This is a genomic window from Pseudooceanicola batsensis HTCC2597 (assembly GCF_000152725.1).
Lineage (GTDB): Bacteria > Pseudomonadota > Alphaproteobacteria > Rhodobacterales > Rhodobacteraceae > Pseudooceanicola > Pseudooceanicola batsensis.
Map to the genome: position 1 here is coordinate 2,735,412 of NZ_CH724131.1, position 16,005 is coordinate 2,751,416.

11 protein-coding genes, 1 tRNA gene, 2 rRNA genes and 1 pseudogene are annotated in these 16,005 nt (G+C 62.7%); 11 read left to right on the forward strand and 4 right to left on the reverse strand.

What is annotated here, in order from left to right:
- The first annotated feature begins 130 nt into the window (after positions 1-130).
- From OB2597_RS17145 to OB2597_RS17155, 3 genes are all read left to right on the forward strand, one after another.
- A 23S ribosomal RNA gene (locus OB2597_RS17145) occupies positions 131-3,548 on the forward strand.
- A gap of 99 nt (positions 3,549-3,647) precedes the next feature.
- A 5S ribosomal RNA gene (gene rrf, locus OB2597_RS17150) occupies positions 3,648-3,762 on the forward strand.
- Positions 3,763-3,833: 71 nt separating this feature from the next.
- Positions 3,834-3,910: transfer RNA gene (locus tag OB2597_RS17155), tRNA-Met, on the forward strand.
- Here OB2597_RS17155 and OB2597_RS22765 read toward each other — a convergent pair.
- Complete coding sequence (locus OB2597_RS22765) at positions 3,867-5,057, reverse strand: recombinase family protein (protein WP_407636178.1); 1,191 nt, start codon at positions 5,055-5,057, stop codon at positions 3,867-3,869. The two genes, OB2597_RS17155 and OB2597_RS22765, sit on opposite strands and share 44 nt — an antisense overlap.
- Positions 5,058-5,439: 382 nt before the next feature.
- Between OB2597_RS22765 and OB2597_RS17165 the strand changes: the two genes are divergently transcribed.
- The 3 genes from OB2597_RS17165 to OB2597_RS17175 all read left to right on the forward strand — a co-directional run bounded on the left by OB2597_RS17165 (position 5,440) and on the right by OB2597_RS17175 (position 7,107).
- Positions 5,440-5,763 (forward strand): transposase, encoded by a 324-nt coding sequence (locus OB2597_RS17165; RefSeq protein ID WP_009806875.1) that lies wholly within the window; start codon positions 5,440-5,442, stop codon positions 5,761-5,763.
- Between the two features lie 104 nt (positions 5,764-5,867).
- Positions 5,868-6,437, forward strand: a complete 570-nt coding sequence (locus OB2597_RS17170) for a VPLPA-CTERM sorting domain-containing protein (RefSeq protein WP_161601046.1) — start codon at positions 5,868-5,870, stop codon at positions 6,435-6,437.
- A gap of 379 nt (positions 6,438-6,816) precedes the next feature.
- A complete protein-coding gene (locus OB2597_RS17175) occupies positions 6,817-7,107 on the forward strand; it encodes a hypothetical protein (RefSeq protein ID WP_009806877.1) in 291 nt (96 codons plus the stop codon).
- A gap of 379 nt (positions 7,108-7,486) precedes the next feature.
- Here OB2597_RS17175 and OB2597_RS17180 read toward each other — a convergent pair whose 3' ends face one another.
- On the reverse strand, positions 7,487-8,359 hold the full coding sequence (locus tag OB2597_RS17180; RefSeq protein ID WP_009806878.1) for a LysR family transcriptional regulator: 873 nt from the start codon (positions 8,357-8,359) through the stop codon (positions 7,487-7,489).
- 110 nt (positions 8,360-8,469) lie between these two features.
- On the opposite strand from OB2597_RS17180, the gene OB2597_RS17185 reads away from it, so the two are divergent.
- The 5 genes from OB2597_RS17185 to OB2597_RS17205 all read left to right on the forward strand — a co-directional run bounded on the left by OB2597_RS17185 (position 8,470) and on the right by OB2597_RS17205 (position 13,861).
- Positions 8,470-9,630 carry an ABC transporter ATP-binding protein gene (locus OB2597_RS17185; RefSeq protein ID WP_009806879.1) on the forward strand — a complete coding sequence of 387 codons (1,161 nt, stop codon included), beginning with the start codon at positions 8,470-8,472 and terminating at the stop codon, positions 9,628-9,630.
- The gene (locus tag OB2597_RS17190) at positions 9,630-10,610 is read left to right on the forward strand and encodes a carbohydrate ABC transporter permease (protein WP_050759250.1); all 981 of its coding nucleotides are present in this window, start codon (positions 9,630-9,632) and stop codon (positions 10,608-10,610) included. The genes OB2597_RS17185 and OB2597_RS17190 overlap by 1 nt, the downstream gene beginning before the upstream one ends.
- Positions 10,607-11,569 carry a carbohydrate ABC transporter permease gene (locus OB2597_RS17195; RefSeq protein WP_009806881.1) on the forward strand — a complete coding sequence of 321 codons (963 nt, stop codon included), beginning with the start codon at positions 10,607-10,609 and terminating at the stop codon, positions 11,567-11,569. Before OB2597_RS17190 ends, OB2597_RS17195 begins: the two co-directional genes overlap by 4 nt.
- Before the next feature lie 111 nt (positions 11,570-11,680).
- Positions 11,681-12,928 (forward strand): ABC transporter substrate-binding protein, encoded by a 1,248-nt coding sequence (locus tag OB2597_RS17200; protein WP_009806882.1) that lies wholly within the window; start codon positions 11,681-11,683, stop codon positions 12,926-12,928.
- Positions 12,929-13,033: 105 nt separating this feature from the next.
- The gene (locus tag OB2597_RS17205; protein ID WP_009806883.1) at positions 13,034-13,861 is read left to right on the forward strand and encodes a metallophosphoesterase; all 828 of its coding nucleotides are present in this window, start codon (positions 13,034-13,036) and stop codon (positions 13,859-13,861) included.
- A gap of 220 nt (positions 13,862-14,081) precedes the next feature.
- Here OB2597_RS17205 and OB2597_RS22570 read toward each other — a convergent pair whose 3' ends face one another.
- Both OB2597_RS22570 and OB2597_RS17210 read right to left on the reverse strand, forming a co-directional pair.
- A complete protein-coding gene (locus tag OB2597_RS22570; protein ID WP_238529760.1) occupies positions 14,082-14,528 on the reverse strand; it encodes an SEL1-like repeat protein in 447 nt (148 codons plus the stop codon).
- 106 nt (positions 14,529-14,634) lie between these two features.
- Positions 14,635-15,996 (reverse strand): annotated as a pseudogene (locus OB2597_RS17210) (caspase family protein); the annotation flags it as partial.
- Positions 15,997-16,005 lie beyond the last annotated feature (9 nt).

Consider the following 16,005-nt stretch of genomic DNA (forward strand, 5'->3'; position numbering starts at 1 on the left):
CGTAAGGATGGCAAAGTTCGATCCTTCGGGATCGAGCGGGATAGTATGCTTTTGATCCAGGATAGAGGTCAGCGGACGAACCAGCCCGCATATGACCGCGATGGGCGCAAGCCTGTCTTCTTCTGGATCAAATCAAGCGCGAGAAGGGCGTTTGGTGGATGCCTTGGCAGTAAGAGGCGATGAAGGACGTGATACTCTGCGATAAGCCATGGGGAGCTGAGAATAAGCTTTGATCCATGGATCTCCGAATGGGGCAACCCACCTGACAGTTCGATATAATAGCCTTCGGGCGATTTATATCTGGCTGAAACAGGTACTTTTAACCTGAATACATAGGGTTTTAAGAGCAAACCCGGGGAACTGAAACATCTAAGTACCCGGAGGAAAGGAAATCAATGATACTCCCCTAGTAGTGGCGAGCGAACGGGGACCAGCCGAGCCATGAGAGTGACTAGAACACGTTGGGAAGCGTGGCCATAGCGGGTGACAGCCCCGTATAGGAAGCTCGATTGGACGTATTAAGTAGAGCGGGACACGTGTAATCCTGTTTGAAGATCGGGGGACCACCCTCGAAGGCTAAGTACTCCTTACTGACCGATAGCGAACCAGTACCGTGAGGGAAAGGTGAAAAGCACCCCGACGAGGGGAGTGAAACAGTACCTGAAACCGAATGCCTACAATCAGTCGGAGCTTGACTGGACTCTAATGACAATCCCGGCGGTCTCGGCTACCACGAGCGAAAGCAAAGTGGAGCAGAGACATGGACGGAACCCTGGCAGCCCTTTTCCTGGTCGCATCGCTGACCGACATGGGAGTAAATCATTGCGGAAGCGGATGCTTCGCCTCCGGCGAAGAACGTGACCGTATCGCACTCAGCTTCGGCGAGGTGCAATACCAGGGGGCGAGCGTCGACGAAGAAATCTACCTCAGGTACGATTTCGGTCGGACGTTCGGACCGTTCCAGCCCATAGTCGGCGCATCGGTCACGACCCGCGGAGACGCGTGGATCGGGGCAGGCGCCGCATGGACCGCCACACTGGCAGATACCGGGCTTTACGCCCAGCTGCATCTGATGCCCGGCATCTACAGCCGCGGCAGCGGACCCGATCTCGGCCATACGGTCGAATTCCGATCGGGTGCCGAACTCGGATATCAAACCAGAAACGGGATGCGTATCGGCATCAGTTACGACCACCGGTCGAATGCCGAGCTGTCATCAACCAACCCGGGCCTCGAAACCATCCAATTCAGGGTTTCGATCCCCTTCTAGGTTGTCATTAGTGTCCAGTCTTGTGACGGCGTACCTTTTGTATAATGGGTCATCGACTTGGTCTATCTAGCAAGCTTAAGCCGTTAGGTGTAGGCGCAGCGAAAGCGAGTCTTAATAGGGCGAATGAGTTAGATGGATCAGACCCGAAACCGAGTGATCTAGGCATGACCAGGATGAAGGTTAGGTAACACTAACTGGAGGTCCGAACCCACACCTGTTGAAAAAGGTCGGGATGAGTTGTGCCTAGGGGTGAAAGGCCAATCAAACTCGGAGATAGCTGGTTCTCCGCGAAATCTATTTAGGTAGAGCGTCATCCGAATACCCCGGGGGGTAGAGCACTGGATGGGTAATGGGGCCCCACAGGCTTACTGATCCTAACCAAACTCCGAATACCCGGGAGTACTAGATGGCAGACACACGGCGGATGCTAACGTCCGTCGTGGAGAGGGAAACAACCCTGACCTCCAGCTAAGGCCCCTAATTCATGGCTAAGTGGGAAAGCAGGTGAGACGACCAAAACAACCAGGAGGTTGGCTTAGAAGCAGCCATCCTTTAAAGATAGCGTAACAGCTCACTGGTCTAAACAAGTTGTCTTGCGGCGAAGATGTAACGGGGCTCAAGCCATGAGCCGAAGCTGAGGATGCACGTAGTGCATGGTAGCGGAGCGTAGTGTGACATAACACCATGCCTCCTTAGCGCCTTCGGGCGCATTGGAGGCGAGGTGTTTTCGATGAAGCCGGCGCGTGAGCGATCCGGTGGAGAGATCACTAGCGAGAATGATGACATGAGTAGCGATAAACAGGGTGAGAGACCCTGTCGCCGAAAGTCCAAGGGTTCCTGCTTAAAGCTAATCTGAGCAGGGTAAGCCGGCCCCTAAGGCGAGGCCGAAAGGCGTAGTCGATGGGAACCAGGTTAATATTCCTGGGCCAGGAGATGGTGACGGATTGCGAAGATTGTTCGACCTTATCGGATTGGTCGGGCCGTTCAGCAGTCCCTGGAAATAGCCCTCCGTAGGACCGTACCCGAAACCGACACAGGTGGACTGGTAGAGAATACCAAGGCGCTTGAGAGAACGATGTTGAAGGAACTCGGCAAAATACCTCCGTAAGTTCGCGAGAAGGAGGCCCAGTTTCTAGGCAACTAGTGGCTGGGGGCACAAACCAGGGGGTGGCGACTGTTTACTAAAAACACAGGGCTCTGCGAAGTCGCAAGACGACGTATAGGGTCTGACGCCTGCCCGGTGCCGGAAGGTTAAAGGGAGGGGTGCAAGCTCCGAACTGAAGCCCCGGTAAACGGCGGCCGTAACTATAACGGTCCTAAGGTAGCGAAATTCCTTGTCGGGTAAGTTCCGACCTGCACGAATGGCGTAACGACTTCCCCGCTGTCTCCAACATCGACTCAGCGAAATTGAATTGCCTGTCAAGATGCAGGCTTCCCGCGGTTAGACGGAAAGACCCCGTGCACCTTTACTACAGCTTCACACTGGCATCAGGCCAAGCATGTGCAGGATAGGTGGTAGGCTTTGAAACCCGGACGCTAGTCTGGGTGGAGCCATCCTTGAGATACCACCCTTGCTTCGCTTGATGTCTAACCGCGACCCCTTATCGGGGCCCGGGACCCTGTGTGGCGGGTAGTTTGACTGGGGCGGTCGCCTCCTAAAGCGTAACGGAGGCGCGCGAAGGTTGGCTCAGAGCGGTCGGAAATCGCTCGTTGAGTGCAATGGCATAAGCCAGCCTGACTGCGAGACTGACAAGTCGAGCAGAGTCGAAAGACGGCCATAGTGATCCGGTGGTCCCAAGTGGGAGGGCCATCGCTCAACGGATAAAAGGTACGCCGGGGATAACAGGCTGATACTGCCCAAGAGTCCATATCGACGGCAGTGTTTGGCACCTCGATGTCGGCTCATCTCATCCTGGGGCTGGAGCAGGTCCCAAGGGTACGGCTGTTCGCCGTTTAAAGAGGTACGTGAGCTGGGTTTAGAACGTCGTGAGACAGTTCGGTCCCTATCTGCCGTGGGTGTAGGATACTTGAGAGGAGTTGCCCCTAGTACGAGAGGACCGGGGTGAACGATCCACTGGTGGACCTGTTGTCGTGCCAACGGCAGTGCAGGGTAGCTATGATCGGACAGGATAACCGCTGAAGGCATCTAAGCGGGAAGCCCCCCTCAAAACAAGGTATCCCTGAGGGCCGTGGTAGACGACCACGTCGATAGGCTGGAGGTGTAAGTGCGGTAACGTACTCAGCTGACCAGTACTAATTGCCCGATAGGCTTGATTTGATCCAGTAGAAGCCAGGACTGGCCGATACGGACAATCAGAAGCATACACATCACAGTGTATCAGCGATTTGAACAACGCGTGTTGAGGGTCTTTCTTGGTCTGGTGGTCATAGCACAAGCGAAACACCCGATCCCATCCCGAACTCGGCCGTTAAGCGCTGTCGCGCCAATGGTACTGCGTCTCAAGACGTGGGAGAGTAGGTCACCGCCAGACCTAGCAAGGCCCTCAAGATTTCTCTCTTTCGATGTGCCTCAAACCCTACACGATTTGAGGTGCGCAACTGGCGCGGGATGGAGCAGTCCGGTAGCTCGTCAGGCTCATAACCTGAAGGTCGTAGGTTCAAATCCTACTCCCGCAACCAACTCAAGCGAACTCTGGTTCGACCGAAAGCCCGCCTCTCCGGCGGGCTTTGCTTTTGTGAGCATCTCCAACAGTTTGCCCTCGAGCTCGACCTCGTGCCCGCCGCCCGGGTGGGGGCGGACGATCACGGCCGAGATCAGCTCGCGCAGTGCGTCGGACGCCCGGTCCCGCACCGACGGGTCCGACAGCATCCCCACGAGATCCGCGACATGCGCACGGTAGAGCGCCGGCATATCGTCGGGCAGCTCCACCGGGGCCGGAGTCGCCGCCTCGCGCTGGCTCTTCATCTGGTCGAGTTCGGCCTGTAGCTTGTTCAGGCGTGCGACGAGCGGCGGGGAGAACTCACCGGTCTCGATGGCCTCGAAGATGTTGTCGACCTTGGCCTGCTGCTCGGCGATCATCCTGTCGCGCAGCCGGAGGTCTTCGCCGACGGTGGATTGGGTGGCGCGCAGGTGCCCCTCGAAGTCCGCTCTAAACTGATCGTAGGCCGCGTCCTGCATCATGCCGTGGCGGACGCCCGAGAGCGCTAGCTCCTCGATCTTCGATTGCAGCACGCCTGGCATCCCTTTGCAGACGGCCGGCCCTTTCTCGCGAGCGTTGGCGCAGTAGTAGCGCCGCTTGCCGCCCTTGGGGTTGCCCCCGGCGATCGTCATCGGACCTCCGCAGAGGCCGCAGCGCACCAGGCCCGACAGCAGATACTTCCGGCGGCGGTTGTCGCGGGTCACGGCAAGCGTGCTCGTCCCCGGCTCGGCTTTGCCGCGCCGCGCACGCATGGCGGCTTGGCGTTGCTTTGCCGCCGCCCATGTCTCCTCGTCGATGATGCGCAGGTCCGGGGTCTCGACGACCGTCCACTTCGAACGGTCGTTGAGGCGTGAGACCCGCCGACCGGTGGTCGGGTCCTTCGAATAGCGCAGGCGGTTCCAGACCCGTCGTCCCGCGTAGAGCTCGTTGTTCAGAATCCCCGTGCCCCGCTCGGGGTTACCGTTGATCGTGTTATGCTTCCAGTGTCCCGAGGTCTTGCGCCTCGTGCCCTTGGCCGGGGAGGGGATCAGGTCAGCGTTCAGGCCGGCAGCGATCTTCAGGGGTGACTTGCCTTCGATATACTCGCGGAAGATCCGCCGCACGATCGCGGCTTCGTCCTCGTCGATGACGAGCGTCCCAGTCTCCTGGCCGCGAGCATAGCCGTAGGAGAGGCCGCCGGCGCTTTTGCCTCCCTGACCGCCGCGCTGTCATTCACGCCGCCCGACCGTGGTTGGGCGATACGATGGTGCGAGGGCCGATACCGGGGCGGAGTGAGCGTTCTGTGCCGGCAGACTGTGGAAGGCAATCCCAAAAGCGCTGAACGAGGGCGCGGTCAAGCTCAAGCGCCCGCCCGCCCGGCTTTGGATGATCGATAGCACGGTCGTTCAGGCGCCTGAGAATGCAGCAAGAGGGGGGGACTTTGAGATAGGGTTTCGGGCGCTTGCGAGGCGGCAAGACGGCCAAGATTCACCTCCGCTGCAACGCTGGGGCCTGCGTACGCGCACCCACATGACGCCCGGCCAGCCCTCAAACCACCAGGGCTACAACGCGGCCCGCATCCGCGACTGGGCCGAGGCGCGCGATGCCCTCCCGGTATTCCCCATGCACCCCAACTGCAAGGCGCGCGAGGGCGTCGACCGGACCCACTACCCGCTGCGCAACCTCGCGGAACGCTGTTTCGGACGCCTCACGAAGAACCACCGCGTCGCAACTCGCTACGTCAAGACCGCGCCGAGCTTTCTCGGCTTCGTCGATATGGCATGCATCCGGTCGTGGATCAGGCGTTTTGTCAACTCGTCTTGGCGTGCTTCGGACTGGAGGTCGAGCCATTAGCCGACGGTTCCCGTTCGGCGGATAAACGTTGACTCTCCTACTTAAGCTATGTTTGCTCAAGATCTCTCATTTTTTTAACGAACTGTCGTATGGAGGATTTGTGCATGGCATCTTTGAAATGCGCCCGCGCGGGCCTTGCCGCGTTCGCCGTTGCTGCGACGATCGGCTTGACCGCAAACACGGCCAATGCCGGATCCGTTCAGGTCACACTGGATTTCGGTACATTGTATGGCGATTTTGCCAGCCCATACGTCGAGGACGGCTTCGAGATCGCAGGAAGCGATCTTTTTATAATTGGCACTGGCAACCCGCCTTCGAGCATTTTTCTCGATGCGTTGACGACGAGTCTCACGCTTACCCGGACGGGGGGCGGCGCATTTTCCTTGATCAGTTTCGATTATTCCTGCGGACCTACTTGTGACTTTTCGGTCGGATCGCAAGCCGTAACTTCGGGGTCGACGGCCGTCGATGATTATGCGACGCTGACCCCTCTCGGATTCACCGATGTCACGTCGGTCCTTTTCTCACGGAATTCTAACGAACATCGGCTGGACAACATCGTTGTCTCGTACGACACCACCGTGGTGCCCTTGCCTGCCTCCGCCGCGTTCCTTCTCACAGGCCTGGCCGGCTTCGGCGCGATGCGGCGACGCGCGCGGCGCAAGGCAGCATAACCGGGGCAGCCCGAGGTTGGTGCGGCCGGCCGGGGATTTTTCTCGACTTGATTTCCGGATGTGTGCGGTAGCACGGACGTGTCGGCAAAGCGACTGATCCAAAACCGGATGCATCCGATGCCGACGAAGCCGAGGAAACTCGTGGCGACGCGGCGGGTGTTCTTGCGGCGCCCGGAGCAGCGCTTCACGACTGCTGCGCAGCGCGTAGAGGGTCCGGTCGACGCTCGTAAGGGCTTTGCGGTTGCGGCGGTTGGGTCTACCGGCATGGCATCGCGCGTCTCGCCTGTCGCGGATGCGGTCCGCGTCGTAGCCGATGACGAGATCGAAGCGCTCGTGGTTCGAGGACTAGCCGAGCGTCACGAAGGCAATCGCCGACACGATGCCCGAGCTGATCGCGGCGATGGACGAGGAGGCGCTGGCTCCGCTCTTCTTCGCGCTCGAGCGCGTGGCGACCGCGCCCAATCGCCGCCCCACCGCCAAGCACCCGCTGCGCCCCGAGATCGTCGATGAGATGCATTTGGAGGCGGACGAAGAAGACCGCGCCGCCGAGAAGGCCGCGGAAGCGGAGGGGGCAGCCGACGCGAAGGGCACTGAGAAGCCAGCGCGACAGGTCGGCGCGACCACTGCTACGCCGGAAGCCGAGGCAACCGGGAGCAGCGCAGAGCAATGACCGCTGACCCGCAGTGCACCGGCGTCGATCGCCGGTTGCGTCGCGACAGTCTCGCTACGGACCGGTGAACACCGGCAGGGTTCGGTTGAGTCCAATGCGGGCTCCCGCACCCAACCAACATATGAAGCCGCTCCCGCGAGGGAAGCGGATTTTTTGTTGTCCGCACCGTTCGGCGGCTCCAGAAATTGCTGCGGACCTCGGACGAGTGTCGCCGCGCTGCTGCGTGCGCTTCCGCTTATCTCTCATCGACGAAGGCTGGGTGGATGGCGCCCCCGCAGTCGGACGGTCCGGTTGTCGGGGACGCAGCAGGCGCGGCGGCGTTCAGGGAGGCCCCGAGCCACGTGCGGAGACCACTCATCGGGACACGGATCACGACAGCTCAGAACACTGTCGATGTTGCGGTTGCCACGAATTCGGAAACCAGGCGGAGCCGCGCTCGGTCCTTCGTTGCCACCAGCCAGATTTCGTGAAGGGTATCGAACTCCTCGACCTCGATCTCGACCATGCCTTCGTCGATCAGGCTGCTGTCGCGCAGGAAAAGCGCGATGCCGATGCCCTGCAGGACCGCTTCGCACATCACCGGGAAGGTCGTCATGGTCACCGTGCGCGGCATGGGCAGGCTGCGCTTTCGCAGCGTTGCCTTCACCACGCGCTGCGTGAGAGAGCCTTCTTCAGGCAGGATGATCGTCTCGTCCTGCAGGTCGGCGAGGCGGAGCCGGGACCGGCCGGCCAGAGGATGGTCCTGTCGGCAGTAAGCCACGTAGCGCGTGGTCTGCAGCCTGTGATGGACGAAGTCCTCGGACCGGGGCGGGTCGGTGATGAGCCCGACATCGGCCAGTCGCTTGCGGATCATGCCGGTCGCCGTGGTCCAGTCGTGCAGTCCGAAGTCCACGTGGATGCCGGGAAAGCGCTCGGTAAAGCGCGCGATGATCTTCAGCGTCGGTTGAGGCGCATTGGCAATGATCTTGATCCGCCCGTCCTTCATCGAGGCGAAGCCTTCAAGCTGCTCTGCGATCGCGCTGTCCAGGGCCACCAGCCGATCCGCGAGCGTATAGAGGTCCTGGCCCGTGGGCGTGACCTGCACACCGTCACGGCCGCGGATCAGCAGCTGGGCCCCGACATTGCGTTCCAGCTTTGCCACCTGTTGGGTCACCGCGGATTGCGAGACGCCGAGGCGCTCGGCCGCAGCCGAAAAGCTGCCCTCTCGGACGACATAGGCGAAAGCGGTGAACTGGTGATGGTTGGGGCGCATGAGGGTCTCTCGGGTTGAGCGCCGTATCGCACCCTTAAGTTTCGCTAATATGACGTTACATGCCTGACGTCTGTTGCACGTAAGACCATGGCAGAACGTGGGGGTATCACATGGCCGGGCTCATACTCAGACAGATTGCCAAGACTTTCGGCGAGACGCGCGTCCTGCGCGGCATTTCCCTCGATATAGCCGATGGCGAATTCGTGTCGCTTGTCGGTCCCTCGGGGTGTGGCAAGTCTACGCTTCTGCGGATCATCGCCGGGCTGGAGGCCCAGAGTTCCGGCGAAGTGCTGATCGGCGGAGAAGACGTCACCGGAGTGCGCGCCTCGGACCGGAACCTGTCGATGGTGTTTCAATCCTATGCGCTTTATCCGCATCTCACGGTGGGCGAGAACATCGCCGTGCCGCTTCGCATGCGCCAATTGACGGCGGCGCAGCGGCTGCCGGTCATCGGTTCCCTGATGCCGGGCGCGCGCGCCAGGGGCCGCGAGATCGCCGGCGCGGTTTCCGAGGCGGCGCGCACGCTCGACATAGACGGCCTGCTGGAACGCAAGCCGGGGCAGCTCTCGGGCGGACAGCGCCAGCGCGTGGCTCTGGGCCGAGCGCTCGTGCGCGAGCCCGCCGCGTTCTTGCTGGACGAGCCGCTGTCGAACCTCGACGCCAAGCTGCGCGTGCATACGCGCGCCGAAATCGCCGAACTGCACCGCCAGCTGCGCGCAACCTTCGTCTATGTCACGCACGACCAGGTCGAGGCGATGACGATGTCGGACCGGATCGCCGTGATGATGGGGGGCGAAATCCTGCAATGCGCGGCACCTGGCGTCGTCTATGACGACCCCGAAGACCTGCGCGTGGCCGAATTCATCGGCTCGCCCAAGATCAACCTGCTGCCTGCGGATGTCGGCGACGGCGGTCGGCTGTCGGTCATGGGGCATCCGCTGGATCTGGCTGTCCCGTCGGGGGCCCGGGGCGTGCGCATCGGCCTTCGCCCCGAAGCCCTGGTGGTCGCCGATGCCGGCGCACCGCTGGTGGGCCGCGTGGTCCATTTCGAGAATCTCGGATCGGATCTCTTCGCGCAGGTGGCGGTTCCCGGTCTCGAAGATCGGGTGGTCCTGCGTGCCAGCCCGAGGATGCGCTCGTCCCTGCGCCTCGACGCCACGGTCGCACTGTCTTTCGATCCGGCGGCGGCGCTGGTCTTCGACGGGGCGGGCAAGCGGTTGCGCGATCTTCGACGGCCTGCCGCCAACCGGCACCGCGAGGCGGTACTGTGATGACCGCGACCGATACCATCCTCAGCCCGCAACAGCTGTCAGCGGCCGATCCCGCGCGGCGTCAACGACGCACGGCGTGGATGCTGACCGCTCCGGCGCTGGCGCTGATGGTTCTCATCCTGCTCGCCCCGGTGGCGATCGCCGCTGTGTTGTCGTTCACCAACTACTCGCTGGGAAATTTCGGCTTTGATTGGGTCGGCGTCGAGAATTACGACAAGCTGCTCACCCGCTCGACCTATGCCAAGATGTTCACTGCCACCTTCACCTACGTGCTGACGGTCACGCCGATCTCGGTCGGGCTGGGGCTGGGCGCGGCGCTGTTGATCAATTCGCTGACGCGGCTGCGCGATCTCTACAAGACGATCTATTTCCTGCCGGTCATGGCCACCCTGATCGCAATGTCCATTGCGTGGGAGTTCATGCTGCACCCCACGATCGGAGTGGTGAACCAGACCCTCGCCAAGGGGTGCGGAACCTGGGTCGAAACGCTCTGGCCCTGGCTGGCGATGCATTGCGCCGAGGGCATGCCGCTGTGGCTGGGCAACCGGCGCTATGCGATCTGGGTCGTGTGTTTTGTCGGCATCTGGCAGGGCTTCGGCTTCAACATGGTGCTCTACCTGGCCGGGCTGACCTCGGTCCATCGTGAGCTCTATCATGCCGCCGAGATCGACGGCGCGCGATCCGGCTGGGAAAGGTTTCGGCTGGTGACCTGGCCCGCACTGGGGCCGACCACGGTCTTCGTCGTCACCATCAGTTCGATCCGTTCCTTCCAGGTCTTCGACACGATCGAGGCGTTCTACCCGATCGGCGCGGGGCCCGGGAAATCGGCCTACGTGATGATGTTCGCGATCTTCGAAAAGGGCGTCGAGCAGAACCTGATCGGCATCGGGTCGGCCATCACCATGATGTTTCTCGGCTTCGTGCTGATGATCACCCTGATCCAGCGCTGGCTGGTCGAGCGAAAGGTGCATTACGGATGACTCGCGAGTGGTGGAAGCACCTTGTCCTGATCCTCGGCGCCCTGATCGTGATCGCGCCGTTCTACACCATGGTAAGCTACAGTTTCAAAAGCCCGGGGGAGATCGACCGGGGCGAGGGGGGCTTTTTCGGCCGGCAAGAACTGATGGTCGACGAGAAATGCGTCAAGTTGCGCGACCCGAACCGGGATGACATCGCCGCCGCCTCCGCGCGCTTTCCGGGAATGGATGACAACGCGATCCGCAAGGCGCTGGCGAGCGAGGCGGAGGCGGATTGTTCCATGCGCCCGGCGGTCTACAACTATAGCCAGGCCTTCACGCAGGCGCCGCTGCTGCGCTATCTGGCGAACGGCGTCATCGTGACCCTGTCGATCTTCGCCCTTCAGGTCGTCGTGGCGCTGCCCGCCGCCTATGCGCTGGCCAAGCTGCGCTTCTGGGGGCGCGAGGCCGTCTTCGGTCTGGTCCTCTTCTGTTTGCTTATCCCGGTGCACGCGGTGGCGTTGCCGCTCTATATCGGGCTGGCCAAGCTGGGCCTGACGAACACCTACGCGGCGCTCGTCGTCCCTTGGACCATCTCGGTCTTTGGCATCTTTCTGATGCGACAGTTCTTTCTGACGGTACCGGACGATCTGATCGACGCGGGGCGGATGGACGGGATGAGCGAGTTCGCCATCGTCTGGCGCATCATGCTTCCTACCGCCATTCCCGCGCTGCTGGCCTTTGCGATCTTCAGCGTCGTCGCACACTGGAACGACTATTTCTGGCCGCGCATCGTCGTCACCGGCAATCGGGACCTCTTCACCCCACCCCTCGGCCTGCGCGAGTTCAAGGGCGGGGCCGATGGGTCCATGTTCGGGCCGATGATGGCCTCGGCCACGGTGATCGTCACGCCGCTGATCGTCGCCTTCCTGCTGGCGCAGCGCCGCTTCATCGAGGGGATCACGCTTTCCGGAATGAAGTAGGGCAGGCCGAGGCCCGCCCTACACCACAGAGATCCCGATCGGGATAAGCCAAGGAGCGGTCAAGTCGCCAAACCGCCCGCTCCGAGACAGCTCATGAGAGGACACAATAGTATGAAACGCACCGCAGCCTCAATCGCCTTGGCCCTCAGTGCCACGGCCGTCTTCGCCGAAGACACTGTAACCATCGAATTCGCCTATCCCTATTCTCACCTCTTCGATGTCACCTACGAGGCCATGATGCCCGCCTTCAAGGCCGCGCATCCGAATATCGAGGTGATGATGCGCGCCACCTACGAGGATTACGAGGACGGTACGAACACCATCCTGCGCGAAGCCGTGTCCGGCAACCTGCCCGACGTGACCATGCAGGGCCTCAACCGCCAGCAGATCCTCGTCGAAAAGGGCATCGCAAAGTCGCTCGAACCCTTCATCGCGAAGGAAACGGATTTCGAAAAGGATGGCTACCACGCCGCCATGCTGTCGCTGTCGAGCTTCGACGGAGAGGTGCACGGGTTGCCCTTCTCGGTGTCGCTGCCGGTCGGCTACTATAACCAGGACATTCTCGCCGAAGGCGGCATCGAGACCCTGCCCACCACCTGGGACGAGGTGATCGCCGCCTGCGAGACGATGAAGGCCAACGGAATCGAGAACCCGATGTTCTGGGGCTGGAACATCACCGGCAACTGGTTCCTGCAGGCGCTGATGTGGTCGCAGGACAAGGCGATCGTCGAAAACGGCGCGATGCAGCTCGACTCGCCCGAGGCGCTGGCCGCGCTGGAGCAGATGCAGCAGATCTTCACCGGCTGCGAGATGAAGAACCTCAGCTGGAAAGAGGCGCTGGCGTCGTTCTCGGCAGGCGAGATCGGCATGATGTTCTGGTCGACCTCGGCACTGGGGGCCGTCGAACGCTCCAAGGGCGATTTCGAACTGGTCACCGGCCCCTTCCCGGGCATGGGCGAGGCGCCCGAGGGCCTGCCCGCCGGGGGCAACGCCGCGCTCCTGACCTCGACCTCGGAGGACCCGAAGGTGCAGGAAGCCGCCTGGACCTGGCTGAAGTTCATCACCTCCGGTGAAGGTGCAGCCGAAGTCGCGAAGACCACCGGCTACATGCCGCCGAACAAGGCTGCCAATGAGATCATCCTCGCGGATTTTTACGAGCAGAACCCGAACAAGCAGACCGCCGTCGATCAGCTGCCGTTGCTGCGCGACTGGCTGGCCTATCCGGGCGACAACGGTCTGGCGATCACGCAGGTGATCTATGACGGGATCGAGCGCATCGTGATCGGCGACGCCACGGACATGGGAGAGTTGCAGGAAGAACTGGTCGACGAAGTGAGCGACCTGCTGCCCAACGGCTGAGCATCGGTGCCGCGCGGTGGCGCGGCGCCCCGGCGGGAAGAGCTTTGCTCTCCCCGCCCCTCCCGAAGAGGATTTCCCAAGCAGAAGGCCGAAAGAGACGCCGATATGAAACTGATCCACCTCTCAGATATCCACCTGACCGTTCCGGGCGAACGTATGGGCGGCCTCGATCCGCACCGTCGGTTCGCGCAGGCGTTGGAGCACGTGAACGCCCACCACAGCGATGCTGACCGTATCGTCATCACCGGGGATCTGACGCATTGGGGCGAGCGCGCGGCCTATGAGGTCTTGCAGAACGTCCTGACAGAGCAGGCCGTGCCGGTGCGCCTGCTGATCGGAAACCACGATGACCGCGAGAGGTTCAAAAGCGTTTTCACTGACCATCCCTGCGATGCGAACGGCTACGTCAACCACGCCGAGACCCTGGATGACACCCGGCTGATCTATCTCGACAGCTGTGCACCCAAGACTCACGCCGGCCATTTCGGCGCCGACCGCCTTGCGTGGCTCGAGGCAGAACTCGCCGCAGCGGATCACGCGCGCATCTTCATGCATCACGGTCCGATGGAGGTCGGCGTCCCGGCCAAGGATCTCATCACCATGGTGGCGCAGGATCGTCCCGGGCTGAAGTCCCTGTTCGAGCGGTACAGTACCGTGATCGACTATATCCACTTCGGTCACGTCCATGCCCCGATCCACGGCTCCTATTGCGGGATTCCGTTTTCCTCCGTGCCGTCCCTGGGCAACCAGTCGATCCCGGATTTCGCCGAGCCGCGCATGCTCCTTGGCGGGCCATTGCCTCCGGCCTACTACGTGGTCCAGGTCGACGGGCGCGCGACGCGTATCCACCAGGTCCCGTTCCTCTGGGACGGACCGGTCTTTGCCACGGGTACCGCCTGGGAGGACTGGGCAAAGCCCCTTGCCGCAGAGTGAAGCGGGCTGACGTGGCGACGGTCGCGGACGGCGCGGCCGCCAACGTGGCGGGATGTGGTCGACAGGCTTGCGGAGCGCGTCCGGGTTCGCCCTCGAACAGCACCCGTCCCCCGCTTTCGATGCGCCGGTCTCTCCGGGTCTGGGATCGGCTTTCGCAAGCCGCGCTGTCCCCGGGTTTCCGCGCCGGGACGCCCCCGTCAGGACGGCGCGCCGGCCTGTCTCAATTCACGAGCACGTCGGCGTTGAAGCCACCGTTCCGCCAGCGGGTCAGGGCCGAGGTGAAGTTCGGACCGGGCAGGCCGTCCACCGCGCTGGCGTAGAACCCCGCGGTCTTGAGGCGCTGTTGCACCGCCATGAGCGTGTCGCGCGACCATTCGTTGGTCGCTTCCGTCAGGTGCTTGATCAGCGTCCCCCGGTCCTCCGCGACGCCCCGAAGAAGGAGGTTCGCCGCGCGCTCGGGGTCGCGCGGGACGCCGCGACCCTCGTCGAGCAGGATGGCCGAGGCGCGATAGGCCGCGTGTTCGCCGTCCTTTGCGGCCCGTTCGAAATACTCCAGCGCGGCCTCCGGCGTGTCGATCACGCCGTCCTGTGCCAGCACGCCGAGGTTGAACTCCCCTTGGCCAACCGACTCGGCGCGCGGCGCAGGAGGCGACGCCGCGCTCCGCATCCGTCGTGCCCTGGGCGCCGGTGAAGAGCGAGACGGCGAGGTTGATCATGGCGTCGGGGCTTCCGCCCTCGGCCGCACGTTCGTAGAGCGACTGTGCCGTGGCCGGGTCCAGGGGAACGCCGGTGCCGGATTCGTAGAGCTGCGCCAGGCTGACCATGGCGCGCAGGTCGCCGCGGTCCGAGGCGCTCTTGTAGAGCTGGATCGCGCGGTCGAAATCGCCGGAGGCCGCGGTGGCGCGGGCCAGTAGGGCGGTGTAATGCGGCAGCTCGGGCGACTGCGCGGCGGCCGCGGAACAGGCCTGGATCGCCGTCAGCGCATTCTCGCGCAGGCGCGAGAAGGGCACGCCGGAATTGGCCGCCGTCGCGTCCCGGGGATGGGTCGCCAGCCGTTCGCAGATCCCGCCAGGCGTGCTGTCCTCGGCCCTGGGGATGAGCGACAGCAAGCGCCGCGCCTCGGCCGCGTTCGCGCCGTCGGGGTAGGTCTCGACGTAGTATTCCAACAGCGGCCGCATCCGCGAACGGCGAGCCAGGTGCCAGAGCCGGGAAGCCTCGGCCTCTTCGTCCTTCAGCCCCAGCGTTCGGGTTCGGGTGCCGGTATCGAGAAAGGCCAGCACATCCTCGGCATGGGTGCCTTGCGGGTACCTCTCCATGTAGAGCTGCATGAGGCCCGGGTCCTTTTCGCTCGCCGCGACCTGCCAGAGCATGGTTTCCTCGGAAACGGTCTCGGGGCTCTGGTCAAACTCGAAAAGCCGGGTGAGCGAGGAATTCTCCCACGGCACCTGCCGCCCCCCGGTGGCCGCCAGCACGTCGCGCCGGACCGAGACCATCAGCTCGGCCAGGTCCTGGCCGGGCGTGTAGATGTGGTTCAGCACGGCCTCGGTGAAAAAGCTGTTCCGCCCGGTCCCGTCATAGGCGACATTGTCCGGCTGCGTGGCGTAGACGAACATGAAATCCGCCGCGGTGCCGACCCGGGCGAGGCCGGTATCCACGCCGGGCAGGGTCTCCATCCCGACGCCGAAGGGATTGTCCCGGCAGGCGTCGAGGAAGACCAGCTTGATGCCCCGGGACTTCTGCATCGCCGTCATGATGTCGGTAACAGGCACCGTCTGGTCCTGCAGGTCCGCGATCGAGGTCAGCTCGGCATCCACCGGAACCAGATAGTTCTGCCCGCTCACCTGGAACCCGTGGCCGGCATAGTAGAAGAGCACCACATCGGCGGTTTCGGCGCGTTCCGCGAAATGCCGGATGCCCGTGCGCATCTCCTCCATCGAGGTGTCGCTGCCGAGGATCACGTCGAAGCCGAGCCCCTCGAGCGCGACCGAGATGTCCAGCGCGTCGTTGATCGGGTTCTCGAGCGCGCTGACCGAGCGGTAGGCCGAATTCCCGACGACGAAGGCGAGACGCGATTCCGCCAGCGCGAGGGTGCCGGAGAGGCACCAGACGAGGCAGGCGACGATCAGGCGGTACATGTCTCCTCC

Coding starts and splice junctions, on each gene's coding strand:
- OB2597_RS17200 (WP_009806882.1), top strand. CDS start 11,681: ATGAAACGCACCGCAGCCTCAATCGCCTTGGCCCTCAGTGCCACGGCC.
- OB2597_RS17175 (WP_009806877.1), top strand. CDS start 6,817: ATGCCCGAGCTGATCGCGGCGATGGACGAGGAGGCGCTGGCTCCGCTC.
- OB2597_RS17170 (WP_161601046.1), top strand. CDS start 5,868: ATGGCATCTTTGAAATGCGCCCGCGCGGGCCTTGCCGCGTTCGCCGTT.
- OB2597_RS17190 (WP_050759250.1), top strand. CDS start 9,630: ATGACCGCGACCGATACCATCCTCAGCCCGCAACAGCTGTCAGCGGCC.
- OB2597_RS17165 (WP_009806875.1), top strand. CDS start 5,440: ATGACGCCCGGCCAGCCCTCAAACCACCAGGGCTACAACGCGGCCCGC.
- OB2597_RS17195 (WP_009806881.1), top strand. CDS start 10,607: ATGACTCGCGAGTGGTGGAAGCACCTTGTCCTGATCCTCGGCGCCCTG.
- OB2597_RS17185 (WP_009806879.1), top strand. CDS start 8,470: ATGGCCGGGCTCATACTCAGACAGATTGCCAAGACTTTCGGCGAGACG.
- OB2597_RS17205 (WP_009806883.1), top strand. CDS start 13,034: ATGAAACTGATCCACCTCTCAGATATCCACCTGACCGTTCCGGGCGAA.
- OB2597_RS22570 (WP_238529760.1), bottom strand. CDS start 14,528: ATGCGGAGCGCGGCGTCGCCTCCTGCGCCGCGCGCCGAGTCGGTTGGC.
- OB2597_RS17180 (WP_009806878.1), bottom strand. CDS start 8,359: ATGCGCCCCAACCATCACCAGTTCACCGCTTTCGCCTATGTCGTCCGA.